The sequence below is a fragment of the Thermococcus sp. MAR1 genome (assembly GCF_012027305.1).
GTDB lineage: Archaea > Methanobacteriota_B > Thermococci > Thermococcales > Thermococcaceae > Thermococcus.
On sequence record NZ_SNUF01000002.1, the window covers coordinates 246,422 to 269,184 of the forward strand.

At 55.2% G+C, this 22,763-nt stretch carries 14 protein-coding genes and 1 pseudogene; 6 read left to right on the forward strand and 9 right to left on the reverse strand.

Annotated features, from left to right (window positions below; translation table 11 throughout):
• Position 1: 1 nt before the first annotated feature.
• The 7 genes and pseudogenes from E3E25_RS09325 to E3E25_RS09355 all read right to left on the reverse strand — a co-directional run bounded on the left by E3E25_RS09325 (position 2) and on the right by E3E25_RS09355 (position 11,279).
• Positions 2 to 406: a UPF0146 family protein gene (locus E3E25_RS09325; protein ID WP_167893001.1), complete on the reverse strand. Its 405-nt coding sequence runs from the start codon at positions 404 to 406 to the stop codon at positions 2 to 4.
• Positions 407 to 439: 33 nt separating this feature from the next.
• Positions 440 to 1,558 carry an ABC transporter ATP-binding protein gene (locus tag E3E25_RS09330; RefSeq protein ID WP_167893002.1) on the reverse strand — a complete coding sequence of 373 codons (1,119 nt, stop codon included), beginning with the start codon at positions 1,556 to 1,558 and terminating at the stop codon, positions 440 to 442.
• A gap of 31 nt (positions 1,559 to 1,589) precedes the next feature.
• Positions 1,590 to 5,642, reverse strand: coding sequence for a glucodextranase DOMON-like domain-containing protein (locus E3E25_RS09335; protein WP_167893003.1), 4,053 nt, complete (start codon positions 5,640 to 5,642; stop codon positions 1,590 to 1,592).
• A gap of 9 nt (positions 5,643 to 5,651) precedes the next feature.
• Positions 5,652 to 6,920 carry an ABC transporter permease subunit gene (locus tag E3E25_RS09340; RefSeq protein ID WP_167893004.1) on the reverse strand — a complete coding sequence of 423 codons (1,269 nt, stop codon included), beginning with the start codon at positions 6,918 to 6,920 and terminating at the stop codon, positions 5,652 to 5,654.
• The gene (locus E3E25_RS09345; protein ID WP_167893005.1) at positions 6,917 to 7,816 is read right to left on the reverse strand and encodes a carbohydrate ABC transporter permease; all 900 of its coding nucleotides are present in this window, start codon (positions 7,814 to 7,816) and stop codon (positions 6,917 to 6,919) included. The genes E3E25_RS09340 and E3E25_RS09345 overlap by 4 nt, the downstream gene beginning before the upstream one ends.
• A 38-nt stretch (positions 7,817 to 7,854) precedes the next feature.
• A pseudogene (locus E3E25_RS09350) lies at positions 7,855 to 9,209 on the reverse strand (extracellular solute-binding protein).
• 123 nt (positions 9,210 to 9,332) lie between these two features.
• Positions 9,333 to 11,279: an alpha amylase N-terminal ig-like domain-containing protein gene (locus E3E25_RS09355; RefSeq protein ID WP_167893006.1), complete on the reverse strand. Its 1,947-nt coding sequence runs from the start codon at positions 11,277 to 11,279 to the stop codon at positions 9,333 to 9,335.
• A gap of 72 nt (positions 11,280 to 11,351) precedes the next feature.
• On the opposite strand from E3E25_RS09355, the gene trmBL1 reads away from it, so the two are divergent.
• The 3 genes from trmBL1 to E3E25_RS09370 all read left to right on the forward strand — a co-directional run bounded on the left by trmBL1 (position 11,352) and on the right by E3E25_RS09370 (position 16,748).
• Positions 11,352 to 12,374 carry an HTH-type sugar sensing transcriptional regulator TrmBL1 gene (gene trmBL1, locus E3E25_RS09360; protein ID WP_167893007.1) on the forward strand — a complete coding sequence of 341 codons (1,023 nt, stop codon included), beginning with the start codon at positions 11,352 to 11,354 and terminating at the stop codon, positions 12,372 to 12,374.
• Between the two features lie 46 nt (positions 12,375 to 12,420).
• Positions 12,421 to 13,770 carry a glycogen synthase gene (locus E3E25_RS09365; protein ID WP_167893174.1) on the forward strand — a complete coding sequence of 450 codons (1,350 nt, stop codon included), beginning with the start codon at positions 12,421 to 12,423 and terminating at the stop codon, positions 13,768 to 13,770.
• 110 nt (positions 13,771 to 13,880) lie between these two features.
• Entirely contained in the window at positions 13,881 to 16,748 is a 2,868-nt protein-coding gene (locus E3E25_RS09370) for an ABC transporter substrate-binding protein (RefSeq protein ID WP_240910809.1), read from the forward strand.
• Positions 16,749 to 16,758: 10 nt separating this feature from the next.
• Here E3E25_RS09370 and E3E25_RS09375 read toward each other — a convergent pair whose 3' ends face one another.
• Positions 16,759 to 17,121: a ribonuclease P protein component 2 gene (locus tag E3E25_RS09375; protein ID WP_167893176.1), complete on the reverse strand. Its 363-nt coding sequence runs from the start codon at positions 17,119 to 17,121 to the stop codon at positions 16,759 to 16,761.
• Positions 17,122 to 17,193: 72 nt separating this feature from the next.
• Here E3E25_RS09375 and E3E25_RS09380 point away from each other — a divergent pair, with 72 nt between their 5' ends.
• The 3 genes from E3E25_RS09380 (at position 17,194) to E3E25_RS09390 (ending at position 19,360) form a co-directional block, all read left to right on the forward strand.
• Positions 17,194 to 18,279 carry a radical SAM protein gene (locus E3E25_RS09380; protein WP_167893008.1) on the forward strand — a complete coding sequence of 362 codons (1,086 nt, stop codon included), beginning with the start codon at positions 17,194 to 17,196 and terminating at the stop codon, positions 18,277 to 18,279.
• A gap of 124 nt (positions 18,280 to 18,403) precedes the next feature.
• Positions 18,404 to 19,183, forward strand: coding sequence for a hypothetical protein (locus E3E25_RS09385; RefSeq protein ID WP_167893009.1), 780 nt, complete (start codon positions 18,404 to 18,406; stop codon positions 19,181 to 19,183).
• A 36-nt stretch (positions 19,184 to 19,219) separates the two neighbouring features.
• Positions 19,220 to 19,360, forward strand: coding sequence for a hypothetical protein (locus tag E3E25_RS09390; protein WP_167892798.1), 141 nt, complete (start codon positions 19,220 to 19,222; stop codon positions 19,358 to 19,360).
• A gap of 72 nt (positions 19,361 to 19,432) precedes the next feature.
• On the opposite strand, the gene ileS is transcribed toward E3E25_RS09390, so the two are convergent.
• A complete protein-coding gene (gene ileS / locus E3E25_RS09395) occupies positions 19,433 to 22,630 on the reverse strand; it encodes an isoleucine--tRNA ligase (RefSeq protein ID WP_167893010.1) in 3,198 nt (1,065 codons plus the stop codon).
• Between the last annotated feature and the right edge of the window lie 133 nt (positions 22,631 to 22,763).

The window sequence follows — 22,763 nt, forward strand, 5'->3', positions numbered from 1 at the left end:
TTTAAATAGGTTTAGCTACGTATATGGGCAGTCCCCGGTAGTTCACCAGCTTCATCCCTCTGGGCATCGCATCGCCCGTTAGGGGGAGGATATATACCGGAAGCCTGAGCCTTTCTCCGAGGCTCAGGATAGGCCCCACTATCTCCGGTGTGGGCCTGACCGAGTAGAGAGCCTTAGCGTCCCTGTAGAGCTCAGGCCTCGGGCTGAAGAGGTCGTCGCGAGCCGCCTTTATACCCAGCTCCCCGGCTTTCTTAACGGACTCCGGGTTCCAGTCTACAGCAAGAACGTCATAGCCGAGCTCCTTCAGTCTAAGCGCCACCTTGAACTGGAAGCCTATCCCCAGCTCCACAATTTTTCCCTTGGGCACTTCATTAGCCAGAAACTCCGCGAAGTCCTCAACCGGCATGGAAGAAAATGGGGGGGGGAAGTTTAAAAGGTTTCAGAACACTGCCTTTCCGCTCTTCTTCTCAAAGACGTGGGCTTTGCGCATGTCGAATACCACGTCAATCTCCTGGCCTTCCTTCACTTTTGACTCCGAGCGGAATGAGCCGAGGAACGTCACGTCACCAACGCGGAGGTGCACGATCTTCTCGCTTCCCAGGTTCTCAATGATGTCGACCATTGCCCGGACCATGTTCTCCCCTGGAATCTTCACCTGGGCGAACATTGCATCGTAGAGGTCTTCTGGCCTTATGCCGAATATTGCCTCCTTCCCGATCAGGTTCCTATCTTCGAGCACTTCAACTTGATCGGGCAGGAGTTTGAGCTTGAACTCTCCAAAGTCGGCGAAGCCGTCCTCGGTTACCGTCGCGTCAATGAAGTTCATCGGAGGACTTCCGATGAAGCCTGCAACAAAAGTGTTCGCCGGCCTGTCGTAGACTTCTTCTGGAGTTCCAACCTGCTGTAAAACGCCGGCGTTTATGACTGCAATCCTGTCGCCCATGGTCATTGCTTCAACCTGATCGTGAGTCACGTAGATTGTGGTGACTCCGAGCTGTTTCTGGAGTCTTTTGAGTTCGGCGCGCATTTTCACCCTGAGTTTCGCGTCCAGGTTGCTTAGCGGCTCGTCCATGAGGAAGACTTGGGGTTTTCTGACTATTGCCCTGCCTAGAGCGACTCTTTGCCTCTGGCCGCCGCTTAGTTCTCTGGGTTTTCTTTTGAGTAACTCCGTTAGTCCGAGCATTTCCGCGACTTCTCTGACGCGCTGGTCGATTTCCTGCTTGGAGACTTTTCTGAGTTTTAGTGGGAAGGCGATGTTGTCGTAAACCGTCATGTGCGGGTAGAGGGCGTAGCTCTGGAAGACCATGGCGATGTCCCTGTCCTTCGGCGGGATGAATACTCCTCTTTCTGGGTCTGCTACTAATTTGTCGCCAATGTAGATTTGGCCTTTGGTTGGTTCTTCTAAGCCGGAAATCATTCTGAGTGTAGTTGTTTTTCCGCAACCGCTTGGCCCGAGGAGGATCATGAACTCCCCATCCTTAACGTGGAGGTTCATGTCTTTGACGGCCGTGAAGTCCCCGAACTTCTTCCACACGCCGATGAGCTTTACTTCCGCCATGTTCTCACCTCTCAAAAGGAAAAGTTAAAGCTCAGCGCCTCCTCCTGAGGAGGAGCGGAGCGATTGCAAGTGCGGCCATGATTCCTGGGCCGCATATTCCACCGCCTTCTTCAGGGGTGGTCGTTGTGGTGGTTTCACTTGGACTGGTTGTTGATGGGGTGCTCGTTGTTTCGCTCGGGGTGGCTGTCGTCGTTTCGCTGTGTGTTGATGTGGTCTCGGTGGCGGTCTCCGTCTGGGTCTCTGTTGGTGTCGGCTGCTCCTCGCCAGTTCCTTCAACGAGCGGTATCATGAGCACCGTCGCCAGGGTCTTCTTCTCAAGGTCGTAGGAGCTTAGCTGCTCCTCCTGGGTCGGCTTGAAGCCCTCTGGAACGAGTTCGTCAACGACCCTCGGCGCGAGGTTGTCTATGACGGCCTGCGGATCTGCCCCTCCGAGCTTCCACTGCTCAGCCTCGACCGCGACGGGCCTCCACTTGTCGGGACCGTAGCCGTCCTGGGAGCCGACAAGGATTGAAGCGTAGAGGCCGTAGTCTGTGATGCTGAGGTACTTCTTCGGGACTTTGACCACTATAGCGTTCCTTGTGGGATCCGCGGATATCTGGAGCTCTCCCTGTATTGAGGTTCCGTCCGGTAGGACTATCAGGTTGCCGTAGTCCCAGCCGGCTATTCTTAACGCCAAATCCCACGGGTGATTCGGATCGATGTTAACGTTAGCCCCCGGTCCGTCGGGGAACATCTTGATGGCGCTCGTGTTTCCACCGTCTTTGAAGTCGAAGTAGGCCTCGATTATCTGGAGACTGAAGCCGTTGGGCCCGTTCCATGGGTTGCCTCCAAGGTTCTTGAAGTAGAACTCCAGCGTCCAGTCGTCGCTTCCCTCCACCATCTTGAACTTGAGCAGGTCGAGGTGGCCCGGAACGAAGACTTTATCTGTGGCGTAGGTGTAGGTTCCAGGCCCGTGGTCGTCTCCCTCCGGGTCGTTCACGACTATGCCCTTCTTGAGGAGCGGAAGCGCCTTGACCGTGGCGAGCTTTATCTCATTGGCGTCATAGGAGCTTAGCTGTTCCTCCTGGGTTGGCTTGAAGTCGGCAGGAGCGAGCAGATCCATGACGCGCGGGGCAACGTTGTTGATGACCGCCTGCGGGTCTGCTCCACCGACCTTCCACTGCTCGGCTTCCACTGCCACAGGTCTCCACTTATCAGGGCCGTACCCGTCCTGGCTTCCGGTGAGGACGACTCCCCAGAGGCCGTAGTCCTCGTTTATCCCGATGTACTTCTTCGGGACTTTGACTATTATCGCGTTCTTGACTGGGTCGGCCGAGATTTGCATCTCACCCTGGAGGGCAGTTCCATTCGGCAGGACTATGAGGTTTCCGTAGTCCCAGCCGGCTATTCTAAGAGCCAAGTCCCACGGGTGGTCTGGGTCGAGGTTGACGTTGCTTCCCGGTCCATCGGGGAACATCTTGATGGCGCTCGTGTTTCCACCGTCTTTGAAGTCGAAGTAAGCCTCGATTATCTGGAGGCTGAAGCCGTTGGGCCCGTTCCACGGGTTGCCGCCGAGGTTCTTGAAGTAGAACTCCATGACGTAGCTGTCGGTTTGCTCAAGCATCCTGAAGCGGAGGAGGTCGAAGGCTCCCTCAACGAAGACCTTGTCGGTCGGGTAGGTGTAGGTTCCAGGCCCGTGATCGTCCCCCTCCGGGTCGGTTATGTCAACTATGGGGACTCCCTTGACCTCCGTCGGGAGCCTGAGCTCCACCGGGGTGCTTATCACCTCAAGGTTTCCGTCCTTGACGGTCGAGACCGCGAAGTAGAAGTCATCGGGGGTCTCTATGTAGTCGAAGGGGACGACGACCTCGATCCCCCCGCTCGTCTCCTTGACGGTTAAATCCCCGAGCTTCTCATTGCCCTCGTAGTCGGTTGCACCGTAGATTTCCGCCCTGCCGTTTTTGTAAACAACATGCTTGGTTATCATTAGTCCGACGCTGTCCTTGGAGAACGGGAACATTGAGTAGCGAAGCTCGTTGGGCTTCTCCTGGAGGAGCGTGAAGGTGTTTCCGACGCGCTTGCCCTTCTCCCAGATGCTCACCTCAAACTCGTCGAGGTTGCCCTTAACGATGAAGTGCACCCCATCACCGTCGAAGTAAACGCTCACGCCGCTTGAGCTTGGCGACATGCTGGAGAAGTTCTTTACCTCCCCCTCCTTGAGTCCGACGAGGCCCCTCGTGGTGTAGGGCTCGCCGTCCGGGAAGTAGTTTCCGAAGAGGTAGCTCGGCGGATCGACTCCCGCTAGTTTGTAAATCTCGTAGAGGTACGTCTTGAGGTAGCGGTCGAAGGTGTAGTCCTGCCCGCTGTCCTGGTCGCTTCCGTACCACCAGAACCAGTCGCTCGCTTCGGCGCGGAGCAGGTACTCGTAGGCCTTCTCCCAGTTCGTCTGGCTCATTTTGTCCTTGTTCTCCATCAGGGTCTTTCTCGCCAGGTAGAGCCAGTACCAGCCGTAGTTCTCCTGGGGCTCGCCAATCCACGTGGAGAGGGTTCCGTCTATCCAGCTGCTCTCGGGCCACTGCATCTCCTCCTTCACGCCGACCATGTCGTAGAGCTCGCCGAGGCTCTGGGCCTTGAGGAGGGCATTAACGTTGTCACCCGTAAGGTTCAGCCTCTCCATCATCTGAGGGGTGAGCTTGTTTGCCTTGTCTCCGTAGAGCTGGATGTACTCGCTCGGGGTGAGGGTTCTTATGAGGCCCTGCTCCTGGAGTTCGGTCAGCTTCTTGTAGAGCTCGGTGAGGAAGAGCTTGCCGTCGTATGGGTAGTTCTCCCACGGGTTCTCGCCGTCGAGGGTGACGACATAAACCAGAGAACCATCGTAGTTCTGCTTCTGGAGCTTGAGGAGCTCGTTGACGAAGTCATCAACGGCCTGGTACTGGTTCATCCCACCGTAGGTGAAACCAACGCGGTCGCTGAGCGCGTGGTCGCGCGGGAAGAGGTAGATTTTCTTCCCGTTGAACTCGGCCACCCAGGGTTTGTAGTAGTTCTCGACGGTTCCCTCTATTCCGAGCTTCCCGAGAACCATCTGGTCTGTCATGACCCACTGCCAGCCGTTCTCGGCTAGTATTTCGAGGGTTTTGTCGTTCAGTGCACTCTCAGCCGCCCATCCGCCCTTCGGAAGAGCCGTTCCACCGCCGAGGTACTGTTTGTACAGCTCGTCTGCCTTCTTGACGTGCTCATCAAAGTCGCTCTCCCAGCCGAAGTCGTTGAGTATCGGCCCTATCGGGTGCGCGTAGGGGACTACCGTAACCTCGACGTTGCCGTTTCCGAGGAGGAGGTTTATCTTCTCGTGCTCCTCGAAGGTGTGGTTGAGGAGCCACATCTGGGCGTCGAGAACGGTTTTGACGTCCGCCCTTGTATAGCCGCCCTCGTCAACCTTGTCGTAGAGGGCTTTGAGTTCGGGGTGGGTCATTATGTAGTTGTAGTCTATCCACGCGAGGTTGAAGAGCACAGCTAGGTCTATGTAGTCCTGCTCGGTGAACTCGTTGGTTACCGCAACCTTCTGCTCCTCAAGTGGCAGGTTGGCGTACTTGGCCTTGGCCGCCATCATCTTGTTCTTGAGCTCGGTGTAGCGGTCCCAGAAGTCCCTTATCGGGTTGCCGTTGGGGTCGGTTATCGGTTCGCCGTTCCAGGGGATGGTGTGGTCGAAGAACCCTCCAGGTGCCTGGAGCATGAACCACTTCTCGTCGACCGTCAGGGGCTCGCCGTTGGCTATCTTCTCCGTCACTATCTGGTAGGTGTCCTTCTTTCCGTTCATGTAGTCGGCGAGCTGGGCTATGAGCGAGCCCGATAAATCGATGGTGGCGTGGACGTCCGGGTACTGGCTGAGGTAGTAGGCCATCTTCCAGTAGTTGTTTGCCGCGTGGAGCCTGACCCACGGTCTGGTATAGATGTCCTGAACCGGGTCGTAGTAGTAGGGCTGGTGCTGGTGCCACACTATTATGACGTTGAGCGGCTTTGGTTCAGCCGCTCCAACGGTCTTAACGTTCGCTCCAACGATGCTTCCAAGCATCAAAATTGCAATAAATAGGGCAACCACCTGTCTCATGATATCACCTCATTCCTTCAGGCCTCCGATCGTGAGGCCGCTCCTTATGTAGTTCTGGGCGAGCATGAACATCACGAACACCGGCAGGGCGAAGAGCAGGGCAGCCGCTGCGAAGTAGCTCCAGTCTATTCCCCTGCCTATGCCGCCCATGAGCAGATATATCCACACGGAGAGTGGCTGGTTCTTCTCCGTCAGGAGGAGGCTTGCCAGGATGAACTCGGTCCAGCCGCCTATGAAGGCAAAGATTGCCACGGTGGCTATTCCAGGCAATGCCATCGGAAGGAGCACGTGCCGGATTATCTGGAGGTAGCTGGCGCCGTCAACGAGTGCCGCCTCATCGAAGTCCGGGCTTATTGAGTCTATGTAGCCTTTCAGGAGCCAGGTGTTGAAGGGAACGCCACCAGCCGCATATATGAAGGACAGCACCGGCAGCTTGTCATAGAGGCCGAGCTTTACGATCATGCCGTAGAGAGCTATAAGGCCCGCTATGCCGAGGCCTCCAGCGACCTGTGTGAACATCAGGTAGAAGTACAGCACGTGGTCCCTTCCGAAGAACTTCATGCGCGAGAAGGCATACGCTGCTGGAACGACGAAGATGAGGGTCAGCAGCACCGCCAGGCCGGCTATTATGAGGCTGTTCTTGAGGTAGCCGAAGAACAACGAATTGACAAACATCCCTATGTGGGTGAAGGTTGCCTTCCCCGAGTTCCTGACCACGATGTAGTCTCTCCCGGTCGGTCCCTTGATGAGTATTCCCGAGAAGGACGTCCCGTCGAGCTCGCCGCCCGTAAGCTCAAGGTTCCTGACGAGTCCAAAGCCGATGCTTCCGTCGTCATTGACCTTGGTGAGGACGAAGAGTCCCTTAACGTTGCCTTTTAGCTGTCCCTGCACGTTTTCACCCGCAGAAACCTCGAAGACTGCACTGGACAGCGGTATCTCAAAGGTAAGCCCCGTAAATGGTCCGTATTTGACCTTCCCTACGAGCTTGCCGTTGATAACGTAGAGTTTCCCGTTCTCTATGTGGGCTGTCCCCTCGATGGTCCCCGTGAAGTTCTCGCTTATCCTGCTGCCCTTGAATCCAAAGAGCACCTCCCTGTACGAGTCGAGGCTAACGTTCTGGGGAATCAGGTGAAACTCTGTCGTCGCGAGCGTCGAGCCCGGACTTATTGAGACCACGAAGATGTAGTAGACGGGGAAGAGGATTATGAACATGACGAATACTGCCAGTGCCGTGAGAACAAGGCTCCTCATGAGTTCGCCCTTTCTCATGCGCCTCATCCCTTAGCACCCTCCTGGAGCTTGGTTATCCTAACGTTGACGTACATGTACACCGCCAGAACGAGGGTCGCTATTATCATCACCGCCGCTGCCCTGCCGTAGTGCGGTGTGGCCCCGAAGGCCTTCCTGAAACCGTAGAGCAGTATGAACTTGTCCTCGAAGAGGCCCGCGTTGTATATGTAGGGCACCATGAAATACTGGAAGCTGGCCGCACTGGTCAGTATCGTGGCAAAGGCTATCGGTTTTCCGACTATCGGGAGAACTACGTGCCTTATCCTCTGCCAGTAGCTGGCGCCATCTATTATCGCCGCCTCGACCAGCGTCTCGGGAACCGACTGGAGTGCGGCGGTTATGACGGTTATCATAAACGGATAGGCGAGCCATACCTCGATGATGTTGAGTGCGAGAAAACCCCAAGTGGGGTCGTTAATCCAGTTGGGGAGTGTCTGAACTCCCAGGGATTTGAGCATCTGGTTTATGGGGCCAAAAATCGGGTCAAACATGAACTTCCACACGGTAACGGAGAACAGGAGAGGGAGCGCCCAGGGGATTATCAAAAGCGAGCGGTAAACCATCTTCCCCTTAACGTACTTGCTGTTGTAGAGCAGGCTGAGGAAGATTCCAGCGAGGACCTTGAGGGTGACGCTCGTCAGCACAAACAGCCACGTCCACAGGAATGCGCTCCTGAACTTCTCGTCGCCCAGTATCCACCTGAAGTTGTCCAGCCCCACAAAGGTCAGCTTAGGCGCCTGCGGTGCCTGAATCGGGAAGTTCCCGAGCTGGGCGTTGGTGAAGGCGAGATAGATGGAGTACACTATCGGCCACAAGTTAAAGAAAAGGAACGCTGCTATTCCTGGCAGGATTAGAAACAGGGCAATCGTTGTGGTTTTTCTCATCCTTATCCCTCCAAAAAGGTAGGAAAGGGGAAAGGACTTCAGCCTCCGATGTTGTTCAGAATCTCCTGCTGGTATTTCTGGAGTATGGCCGGTATGTCAGCGGTGGCCGGGTCCTGGAGTATCTCGTTGATGGCCCCGTCAACGCCGCCCCAGACGGCACTCATCTTCGGACTCTTAGGCATCAGGTAGGCGTGCTGGACGGCCTGTCCGAAGCCGTAGATGACTGGGTCGTTCTTGATGTCCGGGTCGTTGAGAACTGGCGTGAGAACCGGGATGTAGCCGAGCTGGAGCGAGAGCTCCTTGATGACCTCTGGGCTGGTGGTGAACCACTTGACGAACTTCCATGCTGCATCTTTGTTCTTTATACCTGCGGCAAAGTAGATGTCCTTGACGCCACCGTAGGGCCTAGGCCAGTACTCCTTGCCGTCCTTGGTTATAGGTGGGAGCGGGACGACGCCGAAGTTGATTCCTGCGTCCTTGACGCTGGCTATGCTCCACGGGCCGTTGACCATCATCGGCGCCCTCTTCTCAAGGAAGATGCTCTGCTGGGTGTTGTAGTCCGCTGTTGGTGCCATGTACGGCCAGATGTTCTGGAAGAAGAACTGGAAGCCCTCTATGGTCTCCGGCTGATCGAGGCCAGGCTGTTCGGTCTTGTCGTCAAAGTAGTAACCTCCGAAGGCCTGAGCGAAGGCCGAGATGAAGTAGGAGTTTATCGGATAGGCTATTCCGTACTTCTCATTGTCTGGGTCGTTGTACTTCTCCATTATGGCCTTCATCTCGTCGAAAGTCTTGGATGGCTCGCTCACCATGTCCTTGTTGTAGATGATCGCAACGGTCTCAGCAGCAAAGGGCATGGCGTAGAAGTGGCCCTTGTACTGCATGGCCTCCTGGGCCATCGGGGCGAACTCGTTGAGGATATCATCTGTAACATAATCGTCGATAGGCTCTAGAAGCCCCGCATCGGCGAACTTTCCGATCCAGTCGTGGGCCCATATGAAGAGGTCCGGTCCCTGGCCGGCGGGAATGGCGGCCTTAAGGGCATCCTCAAGGTTGGGCTTCTGCTCGAAGACTATCTCAACGTCTGGGCACATGGCCATGTATTCCTCGGCGAGGCTCTGGAAGACCTGGAGCTCGTTAGGCTGCATGGCGTGCCAGATAACCACTTTCCCGCTTCCACACTCGGTTTCAGGTGGGGTCGCTGTGGTCGTGGGGGTGGTTGTTTCGCTCGGTGTGGTCGTTGTCTCGCTTGGGCTTGAAGTGTCGTTTCACTGGGGCTGCTAGTTGTTGGACTCGGGGAACTTGTGGTTTCTCCGCCCCCACTTATACAGCCGCTGGCCACGACGCTCAAAACCAAAACTCCAACCAAAAGTAGGGCAAACAATCCCTTCTTCATATCCTTATCACCCGCCTATATTTTGGGTGATATAGTATCATCGGCAGTGATATATATACCTTGCGCTTTCCTGTTCAATCCTGTGTGGCATGATCATTATGGGACTCCGGTGAAAAGGTGAGTTCATCCTTCGAGCACAAGGAAAGACCAAGGGGCCAGCTCCACCTTCCCCCTTCCTTCGGGGATGTACCTTTCGGGCACTTCGACGGCCCTCCTCTCCCCGGAGTAGTTTATCCCGATGAAGACGCTTTCACTACCATGAATCCTCTCGTAGAGAAGAAGCCCGTCCTTGAAAGATATGGGTCTGAACTCCCCGACCTGGAGCGCCCTGTTTGCCCTCCTGAGCCGTATCAGCTCCTTTGTTGTTTTCAGTATCTCCCAGTCCCAAAGTTTCTCGTCCCACACCATGGGCGTCCTGCCGGAATCCAGCCCGCTACTCCTTGTGCCCCTGAGTCCGACCTCGTCGCCGTAGAAAATCGAGGGAATTCCCTTGTAGGTCATCAGAAACGCCAGCGCGCAGAGGTATCTATTTTTGTCGCCCACGAGGTCTATGAAGCGCTCTGTGTCGTGATTGTCGAGGAAGTTGTACATGGCGTACTCTGCTGGCCCGTAGTAGGCGCTCAGAAGCTCTAGCCCGCTGAGGAACTCCTCCGCGGTGATTTCGCCCTCCACGAAGAACCGCAGAATGAGTTCGTAGAGCGGGTAGTTCATGGTGCCATGAAAGACGTCGAACAGCCAGAGCCTCGCGTCGTCCATGACCTCCCCGACGAGGTATTCATTTCTCGGCATGGCTTTTCTTATCTCCCTCCAGAGCTCGGGAGGAACGCCGTGGGCAACATCTAGACGCCAGCCGTCGGCACCCTTCTCAAGCCAGTGTCGCATAACATCTTTGATAAACCGCTTTACCCCCGGGCTGTCGTGGTTAAGCCTCGGCATCAGCCACACCGAGTAGAAGCTCTCGTAGTTTCGTTTCATCCATTTAAGCTTTCTGTACTTCTCTGGCCACGGTTCCCTCGATTTCAAGACCTCTAGAAACTCTTCCGAGACGGCTGGAAATCCGGTGATTCTGTAGAAGTCCTTATACCTGCTCTTTTCTCCGTTGAGAATGACGTCCTGAAAGTGGCGGTGGAAGAAGCTCGTGTGGTGGAAAACCCCATCGAGAATCAGCCTGATGTCCCGCTTTTTGAGTTCCCTCACCAGCTCCCTGAAGACCACCCCTCCGCCGAGCTTTCTGTCGACCATGAAGTAGTCCGTAACATCGTAGCGGTGGTACGTCATGGACTCGAATATCGGGGTGAGGTAGAGGGCGTTTACACCGAGGCCCTCGATGTGGTCGAGCCTCTTTATTATTCCCGCCAGATCCCCTCCGTGGAACTGCTCGCTCCTGAGTGCCTCACCCCACGGTGTTCCCCACAGGCCTTTCTCGAACCTGTCGGGCATTATCAGGTAGAACACCCTCCCAAAGACCCATTCTGGAGTCTCTAACCGGTAGGGTTCGGCATCAAACGGGCCGTACTCAATGGTTTCCCCTTCGGACTCTACGAGGAAAGAGTACTCGATTGACCCCTTACCGGGAAGAACCGCCTCGAAGTACTCGAAGAGGTCATCGTGGGTCTTCGGTCTCATCATGATTTCCCTGTTCCCGGCCCTCAGGACTACCCTTGAGACCTTCCCCCTAAGTGAGCGAAAAACCACGTGGGTTCTCCCGGCGAAGGAGTAGAGGTATGTGGCGCTCGGCCTGTGGAAGAACCCGCCCTCCCCAATTATCCTCGCCACGCTCACTTTCTTCTCGAACTTGTACGATAGCCTTCTGTAGGTTTCCCTTTCCTGATTTTCCGGGTCGGGCAAAAACTCCCCGTCCACCGAAAAGCCGTAATGCCAGGTTCCCTCGGGGAGCTCCAGCCTTATGATCCACCTTTTTCCTTTCTGCCTCATTCGAAAGCTTCCTTCGTTGAATGCGTTGAAACTCCCGAGCAGATAAGCGTAGCTTCCCTTCGCGGGTATTGAGAACTCCACCTCGGCGACCCTGCCGAACCTCCAGTCAGGCTGGAACCCGAAAATTTTATACACCTTCCCCACCCAAGTATCACTACTGATGAATAAACTATGGCGAGTGAAACTTAAAAGTTTGGAGGTCTTGGTATGAAGGAAGAGGAAATCATTGAGAAACTCCAGAGGCTTGGCCTCACCAAGTACGAGAGCCTTGCCTACATAACCCTTCTCAAGCTGGGCCCGAGCAAGGCCACGGACATAACCAAGGAGAGCGGCATTCCCCACACGAGGGTTTACGACGTTCTTAGCTCCCTCCACAGGAAGGGCTTTGTTGACGTCATGCACGGCTCTCCAAGGCTCTACAAGCCGGTCAACCCGGAGGTAGTGCTTGAAAAGATAAAGGAGGACTTCATAGAAGACATTGAGAACCTCAAGGTGGCCTTTCTCGACCTCTACCGCGAGGTTCATGGGGAGGACCTGCCCGAAATCTGGACGATTCAGGGGTTCGACAATACCGTTGAGAGGGCGGAGTACGTCATAAGGACGGCCAAGCACGAAGTTCTCATAAACACCCCCTTCGAGTTTCTCAAGCTCCTTAAGGGCGAGATACGCGCAAGGAAGGACATTATCTTCGTCATTATAAGCAACTTTGAGAAGATACCCGACTGGCTCAAGAGGGACAACATAATACTCGCCAGGACCGGCGGTGCCCCCTGGCTCATGGCAAGCTGGATAATCGGCGACCTCAACTACGCCCTGTTCTTCGGGGCCCTTCCAAGGGACAAGAGGCGTGAGAAGTTCTATTCCTTCTGGGCGAAGAGCCCCAAGATAATTCAGAACTACATGCACTGGTTCTACACCATCTACTTTGACAACAGTGAGATTGTGAAGCCCATTAACTACGATTCCTTGGCGAAGCCGCTCTCGCTTGTGAACATAAGGACCCTTATAACGTTGCTGAAGTTCGTCGAGCTTCCCAAGAGGGCTGAGATAGTCGGGAGGCTCGTGGACACCAAGGAGCCGGTAACCCTGGACGGGGAGATAATCGCCTACGAGTACACGCCGCTGATGGCTAACGTAACTGCCAGGGCAGAGGGCAGGGAGTGGAAGGTCGGGGGCATAGGCAGCTACTTTGAGGACGTTGAGGGGGAGAAGTTCATTCTCCTCGAGTAAGGTTCCTCCTTTTCAATTCATTGATTCATGGGAGTTGGTGATGTCAATGCGAATTCTTATCCTTGGGTTTGAGTATTTGCCCATTAAGGTTGGCGGCCTCGCCGAGGCAGTAACGAGCATAGCGGAGGGTTTAGTCAAGCTTGGTAACGAGGTCGTCGTTTTCACTCCCGACCACGGGAAGAATCTCGGCGAAGTCTTCGGCTCCTTCAAGGTTTCGGCCTTTGGGGGAAAGGTCTCTGTAACAGTCAGAAAGCGCGAGCAGAACGGCGTTACTGTCTACTCCCTCGGAGGGGGACTCCTTAGTGAGAAGGATGTCTACGGCCCGGGCTGGGAGGCCCTATTACGAAAAACCGTCCTCTTTGGAAAGGCCAGCGTGGGACTTATGAACGGGCTGATTGAAACTTTTAAGCCGGACGTAATCCACGCCCACGACTGGCACACGGTCTTTGCCCTCGGCCTTTTGAAGAAGTACTTCGGTATAAGGAGTGTCTTCACGGTTCACAGGCTCAACAAGGCGAAAATTCAAGCCCACTACTTCCACGAGGCCAACCTCAGCGAGCTCGCCCCTTATCCTGACATAGACCCCGAGCACACTGCCTGCTACATAGCGGACGCCGTAACGACCGTCAGCAGGAGCTATCTGTGGGAGGAATGGGGGTTCTTCAGGCACTTCGAGGGCAAGGTTACCCACGTCTTCAACGGCATAGACTGCTCCTTCTGGAACGAGGAGCTCATGGAGACGAATGACCTGCCCAGGGAGGAAAGGCGGAGGCTCGTTCTGGAGCGCTTCGGCCTGAACGATGGGAAGGCCTTCATGTTCATAGGGCGCTTTGACAGGGCCCAGAAGGGCGTTGACACCCTTCTAAGGGCTATAGAGGTTCTCTCTGCTGATCCGGCCTTTAGGGAGATGAGGTTCATCATAATCGGCAAGGGCGACCCCGAACTGGAGCGCTGGGCAAAAGCCGTCGGGAACCGCTTCCCCGAGAACGTCAGGGTGATTACCGAGCTCCTCAGCAGAGAGACCGTCAGAGAGCTCTACGGCTCGGTGGACTTTGTTATAATCCCGTCGTACTTCGAGCCCTTCGGTTTAGTCCAGCTTGAGGCGATGTGCCTTGGGGCAGTACCAATAGGCAGTGCCGTCGGGGGTATAAAAGACACGGTGATAGACATCAACTCCGGCCAGAACGCCACCGGAATCCTCGTCCCCCCGAGGGACGCCTTTGCCCTAGCCAGGGCGATGGTGTTTGCCAAGGAGCTGGACGAAGAGACATTGAGAAAGCTCCGCGAGAACGGAAAGAGGAGGGCGAGGGAGGACTTCACGTGGGAGAACGCCTGCAGAAGATACATGAGGGTTTACGAGGGCGCCGTTGACAAGGCCGTCCCCTTCCTCCTTTGAGGTTTCCATTTTTTGCTAACTTGCTTATTGAGTAACTAAAATCTGAATAGAAAATTCTTTTAAATACTCTTCTGGACAGGCTATAGTGTTACTGTATGGAGGTGGAATAAATGAAACGGTTCGCCGCGGTGTTGATGGTTCTGCTGTTGGCCGCTGCCGCCGTGCCTGGGGTGCGGGCAAAGGCGGTCTCAAGGGACGTCTATTACGGAGCCAACGCCCTTGGTCTAACTTACTACACGCCGGAGAGCCTCGGCCCGATGCTCAACTGGACCACTAAGGAGATTGGTTACCTCCTCTTCATGACCCAGTACACTGACCCGGCTACCAACGCCACCGTCGTCATCAACAGTGCCGACCAGTACTGGGATCTTCAGAGGCTTGGACTGGCGATGGGACTGATGGACAGTGTCAGGATCTTCCTCATCGAGACCTGGGAGTTCTACCCGGTCAACAAACAGAGGGTTACCGACATCATCAGCGACCCGAGTGTTGGTATTGCCAGCAGGTGGAGCATAATGAGCGCTAAGACTCCAGACAAGCACCTAAGAGTGGGTCAGTTTGCTTCGATTGGGTCACTCTTTGCGGATCCGTTCAATCCCGTTGGGGGGATTACGGACTATTACAGTAAAAAGGTCTGGAACCTCATCCATGACACCGGTGGAACCATCAACTTCGACGGTATCTACGTCCCGTACAGGTGCAAGTGGGCCCTCGAGAGGGGCAATTTCGTCGTCCCGAACAACGCCGTGATTTACAATCAAACAAGGGGCTGGATTGCAGCTCATGCCGGCGAGACAGCTAACGTCAAGGTTACCGTCACCTGTGACATGGGTGAGTGGCAGAACGGCGTGAAGATGACCGTTGACGACATAAAGAACTACATCGCCTTCTACTACGCCTGGGCTTACAAGGACACTCCGGACGACCCGTACTACGATAGTGCCCTGAGTGACACGGCCGCCAAATACCGGACCTACCTTGGCTTCCAGTTCACCGACAACGGTTACGTGGTTTACGGTAACTACGTCCACCCGTTCGCGGACGACGTTACCGCCGGCAACTACGTCATCTATCCGTGCATGCCGTGGGAGCTTTACTGGGCCATGGGAGAGCTGGTGGCCAATGGGGGTGCTTATGGAATCAGTCGCAGGTACTCCTTCAGTAGCAGCGGTGAGAACCTCGTGCAGCTGGACCTCCTCACCAAGGAACACGTCGATGACCTCGCCAAGGTTCTTCAGGCCATCTCCTCCAGCGGGGCCATGAGCACGTTCCCGGGCATCGACTGGAGCGCGGCCACGTCGAGGATAAATGCTGACCTGGACTTCTACTCCACCTATGGCCACTTCGTCATCAGCAACGGTCCGTACATTCTTGACATGTACTCCCCGGAGAACCTTTACCTCAAGCTCATCAAGTTCAATGGTCAGAGGAGCACCTTCAATGATGACCCAATGCTCCCGGAGGACGGTTACGCCGACGTTATCGAGTATCAGGGTGTCCAGAACGAGGATACCCTTCTCCTCCTGGTTGCTGAAGGCGAGTTCGACATTGGTCTCTTCGCCTTCGGCGCCAACAAATATCTGGACCTTAGTCCTGACCTCCTGTCCAACCTTAGTCTTTATAATGTCGCATCTTCCTCCGTTGATCTGACCCTCAACCCCTACCATGACCAGGACAAGGACGCTCCTATCGTGACCCTTGATACTGGGACCTACTTCAATCCCTTCGCGGTCAGGGAGATACGCTTTGCCCTCAACTATCTCGTGAACCGCAGGTACATAGTTGATAATATCTTCCATGGTGGGGCTGCCCCGGCCCTTAGCGGCATAGCCCCGAGCGATCCTGCTTCCAAATACTTTACCCCTGTCTACCGCGCCCTCGGACTCACTGAGGAGGGGGACTTTAACTACGCCATGAGACTCATTGACGAGGGAATGAAGAATGCTATGGAGCAGGTCGCCAGGTACGGCCACACCCTCGAGAAGAGGGACGACGGTTTCTGGTACTTCGATGGTCAGCCGGTTGAGGTTAAGTTCGTTATCCGTACCGAGGACGAGAGGAAGGACATTGGTCTGTACGTCTCTGATTTAATCGAAAACTACATGGGGTTCAAGGTTGATAGAATGCTCCTTAACAGGCAGAAGGCGAGTGAGATTGTTTTCAGGAAGCCGATCAGCACTTACGAGTGGACCCTCTACACTGGCGGTTGGGGTGCTGGTGGTCTTGGAAGCATGTACCCCGACTGGCAGATTTACTACTGGTACTCCCCACTCGGCTACTACCCGAACTTCCAGGACCCCAGACACCAGCCGGACGTCACCGTTGAAGAGGTTCTTGAGGCCATCGGAAAACAGTACGCCAGCGTTGATGCCTATGCCAAAGCGGTTCAGAACGCCAGCAGGGTCTACTTCGTCTTTAACAACCTCGGAACGCCAGATGCATTCTCGACCTCCCAATACGTTTCCCGCACGGTCCCGATAAGCACGAGAACCGTTTCCAAGCTGGCAGGGGAGTTCTCGATGACGGACGCTACTTCGAGCGATGTCATTGTTTCAGTGGGAGGCCCGTTGGTCAATCCTATAACCGCGGAGTACGACGATGCCGCTCTGGTTCACATGGCTATCGGTGATGGTGGGATAACCATTGTCACCCCTCAGGGTAATGTTACGTGGAGGGTCCCCAAACCCTGGTGGAACGTCACAGAAGGCTATTTTATAATCCAGTTCTTCAATGACAGGACCACGGGAGCCCTCCTTGTGACAATCTATGGTACCGACGCTGACAGCACCGCGGCTGGAGCCTACTACTTCCTCACCCATATCTATCAGAACATCGACGCCTATGGAAGCCTCAACTACATAGTGGGCCTTTGGAGCGACACCGAGTTCGGTTCGGATATACCCCTTCCCGGTTCAAGCCAGGGTGACACCAGCGGATTCAGTGCTGGCGACGACATCATAATAGTAGCTATGGGGTGATTCTTTCCCTTTATTTCCATCCGTATTCGGTCAGGAACTTCCTTTTCAGTCTTTTTATCGTCCCGGAAACTCCCAGCGTCCTGAAAATGGCCCTTGAGCCGTTTATATGGGTGACCAGCGCCAGGGCGAAGCGGAGCTCCTCCACGTGCTTCCTGTCAACCCTTACGATTCCTGTCTGGCTCTTTTCATCAAAGCGGATGAACCAGGGCTTGGCTTTGGCGGAGCCTAGGGTTCCGAGGGCGGAAAGGCTCGCGTCCCATATGGCCCTCTTTACCTCCTCCTTCTTAAACGGCCTCTCCCCGATGACCTGAAAGGCTATGTAGCGGTGCTTGTCCCTCAGGGTAGGTGGTAAATACTTCGGTTTCTCCCTCATAGGCATCTGCACAACTTTGCCCGCCAACCTTTTTAAGCCCTCCCCCGCGTTTAGGGTTAGCGAGGTGAGTCGATGGTCTGGGAGACGCCTTACTTCTCCTATGCAGTTCGCGAGTTGCCGAAGGGCTGCCAGCTCTGCGTTAGGGGTGAGAAGCTCGTCCTCTTCACGACTGGAAAGTGCCCGAGAGACTGCTTCTACTGCCCTCTGAGCGAGACGCGGAGGGGAGACGTCGTCTACGCCAACGAGAGGCCCGTTAAAAGCCTGGACGACATCATCGAAGAGGCCCTTCTGATGGAGGCCAAGGGGGCTGGCGTCACCGGCGGCGACCCCCTGGCAAGGCTCGACAGGACGGTCGAGTACATCAGGCTCCTTAAGGAGGCCTTTGGTGAAAGTTTCCATGTTCACCTCTACACGACGGGCGCTCTGGCCACCAAGAAGAACCTCGAAAAGCTCTACGACGCTGGCCTGGACGAGATACGCTTCCACCCCGACCTTTTTAACCCAAACTCAAGGCTCTTCAAGGTCGAAATCGAGAACATTCGCAACGCCTTCGACTTCGACTGGGACGTTGGGGGAGAAATCCCCTCGATTCCCGGTCAGTTCGAGAGGATGAGGTGGTACGCTGACTTCCTCGACAATCTCGGAGCGAAGTTTCTCAACGTGAACGAGCTTGAGTTCAGCGAGACGAACCTTAGGGCGATCCTCGACAGGGGGTACAGGCCGATAAGCGACGAGAGCGCCGCCATAAAGGGCTCCCTTGAGCTGGGCCTGAAGCTCTTAGAGTGGGGTGAGGAGAACACATCGCTGAGCTACCACCTGTGCACTGCCAGGCTGAAGGACGCCGTCCAGCTCAAGAACAGGCTGAGGAGAACCGCTAAAAACGTGGCCAGGCCTTACATGGAGATAACCGAGGACGGGACGCTCCGGTTTGGGATTGCCGAATACGACGACCTCGACGAGCTCTACGCGCTTCTCGTTGAGGAGGCGGAGGTTCCTGCGGAGTGGCTCTACCTCAACCGTGAGAAAGGAAGGATAGAGATGCCTGAAGAGGTTGCCGTCGAGCTGGCAGAGGCGATTGAAGGCGACGTGCGGTTCTTCATCGTCGAGGAGTATCCGACCTTCGACAGGCTTGAGGTTGAGAGGATTCCGCTGCCTTAGTTCATTCCCATTTCCCTGTGGTTTACTCTTTTGAGTTGCAGGTTCTGGGGGCGTAGGTAACTTACGGGGGCATAAGTTGTAGGGGTTTCGAAAAGGTTATTTACCCCCGGGAATATTAACGGCCATGAGGGTTTTCATCAGGGACTACCTCATCCCGTGGCTTCTCGTTCCGGCCTTCTGGTTCGCCCTGTGGAGTCTCTCCTCCCAAACGAGGAAAAATCTCAACGCCGTGAACCTTTTCGCAGGTGTCCTGTTACTGGTTCCCTTTCTCCTCGTGGCGCTTCACTTCGTTGGAAAGGCCCTTGAACGCTACGGATACTCGCGGGAGGACATCAAAAGACTGCCCGAGATAATCGAAAAGACCCACGGGAGGCTTTACCTTTCCAGGGAGATCTTCGACATAATCGGAAAAACATTTGTCTTCTGGGGCCTATTCGCGAGCGCCCTGATGATGACCGGAGACCCGGTGAAAGGAATCCTGAACGGGGTTGCTATATTCGCCAGAATCTTTGCCTTCTTTGTTCTCCTCGTTTCCATGGTCATCTGGGTTATGGGGCTTCCTTTTGCCCTCTACGAGTTACTCAAGGGAAAGGAGCTGAATAGAGGTTTCTTGATTGAGCTAACAATAAGACAGAACCTTTTTTACACGGCAGTCCTGGTTGCAGTCAGGCTAATAGCGCTCCACTCTGGTTATCCATCCGGTAGTGACCCTATAGGGGAGCTTATGGCCTTTGGGCGGAAAACGGAACTGGTGGTCTCACTCCTTGAGCTTTCCGGGTTAAACTTACTCTTTGGACTTGCTGGCCTCTACGGGCCAAAGAAAAGCAGAACGTTGACTTCTTTAATCTTAACGCTCATCGTTGTTGCCCAGCTGTGGGTGGCGTGGGAGATGCTCTTTGGATGAGGCAAAGGTTAAGTAGTGGGAGGCCAAGGTTTCAACATGGCAGGCAAGGAGCCCACTTCAAGGCGGGCAAAGAAAGGTAACCTTGACGTTTTGATGATTGCGTTTGGGAGCATGAGCGAGGAAGAAGTTGAGAAGTTCAGAAAAAATGCTGAAAGAAGTGGAGAAATGGATGAATGAGTGGATCCCAGTAACAATTGATAAAGAATGAAAGAGTGGCTAAAGATAAAACTCGTGGAAAAGTGAGAGGGACTAAACCCTCTCAATCCCTATCTTCGCCTGGACCTCTGGCCACTCAACCACGTAGCCCTTCGCCTCGCCGAAGATTACCTCGGTTGCCCTCGTCTCCCTCTTCACGTAGTTGAGGTTCTCGCTGAGCAGCTCGCAGTTCTCTTCGCTTGTCTCTATGGTGACGATGATTCTGTCGTTCACGTCCAAGTCGAGCCTCTTCCTCATCTCCTGTATCCTTCTCACGAACTCCCTGGCGAGACCTTCAGCGAGGAGCTCCCTCGTGAGTGTCTTGTCCACGAAGACCCTTCCGCCCTCGAAGTCTTCGCTGACGAAGAAGTCCGGCAGCTTCTCCTCTATGCTGAGGTGCTCCCTGGTGAGGTGGAAGGTCTTTCCTTCGAGCTCGACGTCCATCTCACCGGCCTCATAGAGCTCCCTTCCGTGCTCGCTTATCCACGCTATTACGAGCCTGGCGTCGCCCTTGAACTCGGGGCCAACTTTCGCGAAGTTCGGCTTGATGACGAGCTCGCGCTCCACCTTTCCGACGACAATTTCCTTGGCGTTGAGCTGGTCGCGGAGTATTCTGTTGAGCCTCTCGACTGCCTTCTTTACGGTCTCGTCCTCGGTCTCGACGATTATCCTCCTGACCGGGTAGCGGAGCTTTATCTTGGCCCTCTGCCTTGCCGAAGAGCCTGCCTCGACTATCCTCCTGACGTACTCCATCTCGTGCTCAAGCTCCTCGTCCCTTGCCCCCTCATCAGCCTTGGGCCAGTCGAGCATGTGGACGCTCTCGACACCGAGGAACGGCCTCAGCATGTTCTGGTATATCTCCTCGGCTATGTACGGGGTAAACGGTGCCATGAGCCTCAGCAGGACGTCGAAGACCTTCCAGACGGTGTAGTATGCCGCCAGCTTGTCAGGGTCATCGCCCTCGACCCACATGCGCTTCCTGATGAGCCTCACGTACCACCTGCTGAGGTCCTCAACGACGAAGTGGTATATCGCCCTGGTGGCCCTTGTGAGCCTGAAGGTCTCAATTCCCTCGGTGACGTCGCCTATGAGCCCGTTGGCCCTGCTGAGTATCCACTTATCTTCCTCGCGGAATGGAAGCTCCTCCGGCTTGAGCTTCGTCGGGTCAAAGCTGTCGAGGCTCATGTAGGTCGCTGACAGCACATACACGTTCCAGAGTATGTTGAGCATCCTCTTGACCTGTGCTAATCCCTTCCAGCTGAAGCGCAGGTTCTCCCACGGGTTCGTCGCCCAGAGCATGTAGAACCTGAAGGGATCCCTGCCCTCCCTTTGGACGACCTCCTCTGGCCGTATGATGTTGCCGAGGCTCTTGCTCATCTTGTCGCCCTTCTCGTCGAGGACGTAGCCGTGCATCGCCACGTGCCTGTAGGGGACTGTGTCAAAGGCTATGACGCTGGCGGCCTGCTGGGAGTAGAACCACTTGGTTACCTGGTCCTCGCCCTCGACTATGAAATCTGCCGGCCAGAGCTTCCTGAAGTTCTCCTCCGTTCTCGGGTAGTCCAGCGAAGCCCAGCTGGCTATTCCGCTGTCAAACCAGACGTCAACGACGTCCTTGACGCGGCGCATCTCCTTGCCGTTGACCTTTATGATGAATGCATCGACGTAGGGCCTGTGTAAATCCTCCGGGCCGAGCTTCTCCTCTATAAGCTTGAGCTTCTCCTCATAGCTCTCGGGAAGCTCTATCCTCTCGCCGTTCACCTCTATTGCGACGCTGAGCTCCACCAGCTCCTTGAAGGAGCCAACGACGTGTATATCGCCGTCCTCGCTCTGCCATATCGGTAGCGGTATTCCCCAGTAGCGCTGCCTGCTTATGACCCAATCGCCCGAGTTCATGACACCGTTGTCGTAGCGCACCTTCACCCAGTCCGGATACCATGTCACCTTCTCGTCGTTCTCCTTGATTATCCTGTCCTTCACCCTGCTGACCTTGAGGAACCACTGGTCGGTGGCGCGGAATATGAGCGGGGTCTTGCAGCGCCAGCAGTGCGGGTACTTGTGCTCTATCGTTCCGGCCTTCACGAGGTAGCCCTTGGCTTTGAGGTGCTCTATTATCTCCGGGTCTGCATCTTTAACGTAGGTTCCCTTCCACCTTCCCTCGGTGTAGCGTCCCTCGTCGTCGACCGGGCTGTAAACCGGCAGGCCGTATTCCCTGCCTATCTCGAAGTCCTCCTCACCGTGGCCCGGCGCGGTGTGGACTAAGCCGGTACCGTCCCCGAGGGTGACGTGCTCGCCGAGGATAACCCTGTGAGCCCACTCGTACCCCTCGCGGAACTCCTTCTGTGCCGGGTACTCGTCCATCAGCACATGAACGTAGCGAAGTCCCTCAAGCTCCTCACCCCTGAACTCCTCGACTATCTCCCCCTTAACGCCGACCTCGCTCAGAACCCTCTCAACGAGGGCCTTTGCTATTATCCAGTACTCCTCTCCGTTCTCGGTCTCGACCCTGACCTTGGCGTAGTCATACTCCGGGTGAACGGCAACCGCTAAGTTCGCCGGGAGCGTCCAGGGGGTAGTCGTCCAGATGAGGAGGTACTCGTTCTCCCTGCCCTCAACAGGGAACTTGACGTATATGCTCGGATCCTCCCTTACCTTGTACTCGCCGCGGACCTCGTGTTCAGCTAAGGCCGTCTCACAGCGCGGGCACCAGTGTAAAACCCTTTTGTCCTTCTCAAGGAGGCCCTTTTCCCAGGCCCTCTTGAGCGTGAACCAGCCCGATTCTATGTACTCGTTCTTTATTGTCATGTAGGGGTTGTCCCAGTCCATCCATACCCCAAGCATCTTGAACTGCTCGGTCATGATTTTGAGGTTGTTGAGGGCAAACTCCTTACACTTGCGTATGAAGTTGTCAACGCCTATCTCTGTCTCTATGTCCTTTTTGGTCTTGAGGCCGAGGGCCTGCTCGACCTTGACCTCTATCGGGAGACCGTGCATGTCGAAGCCCGGCTGCCTGCGGACGTTGTAGCCCTGCATGGTCCTGAACCTTATCACCATGTCCTTGATTATCTTGTTCCAAGCCGTTCCGAGGTGTATTGCACCGCTGACGTAGGGCGGCCCGTCGAGGAAGTAGTACTTCGGGCCGTTTGCCCTGCTTTCCTTAACCTTCTCATAGGTGCCCTTCTCCCTCCAAAAGCGCTCGACCTTTTCCTCAAGCTTCCCTGGGTTATACTCCCTAAACTCCGGTTCCTTTATCATGTCAAAACCCTCCAGAAATGATCTTTAGAATGGACTACCCTAGAACAGGGGGACTCAAGCCGCGAAACGGGCGAAGCGAAGGATAAAACACTCCCCCCTCATGGGCATCGGGGCAGAATTGGGAACTTCCCTT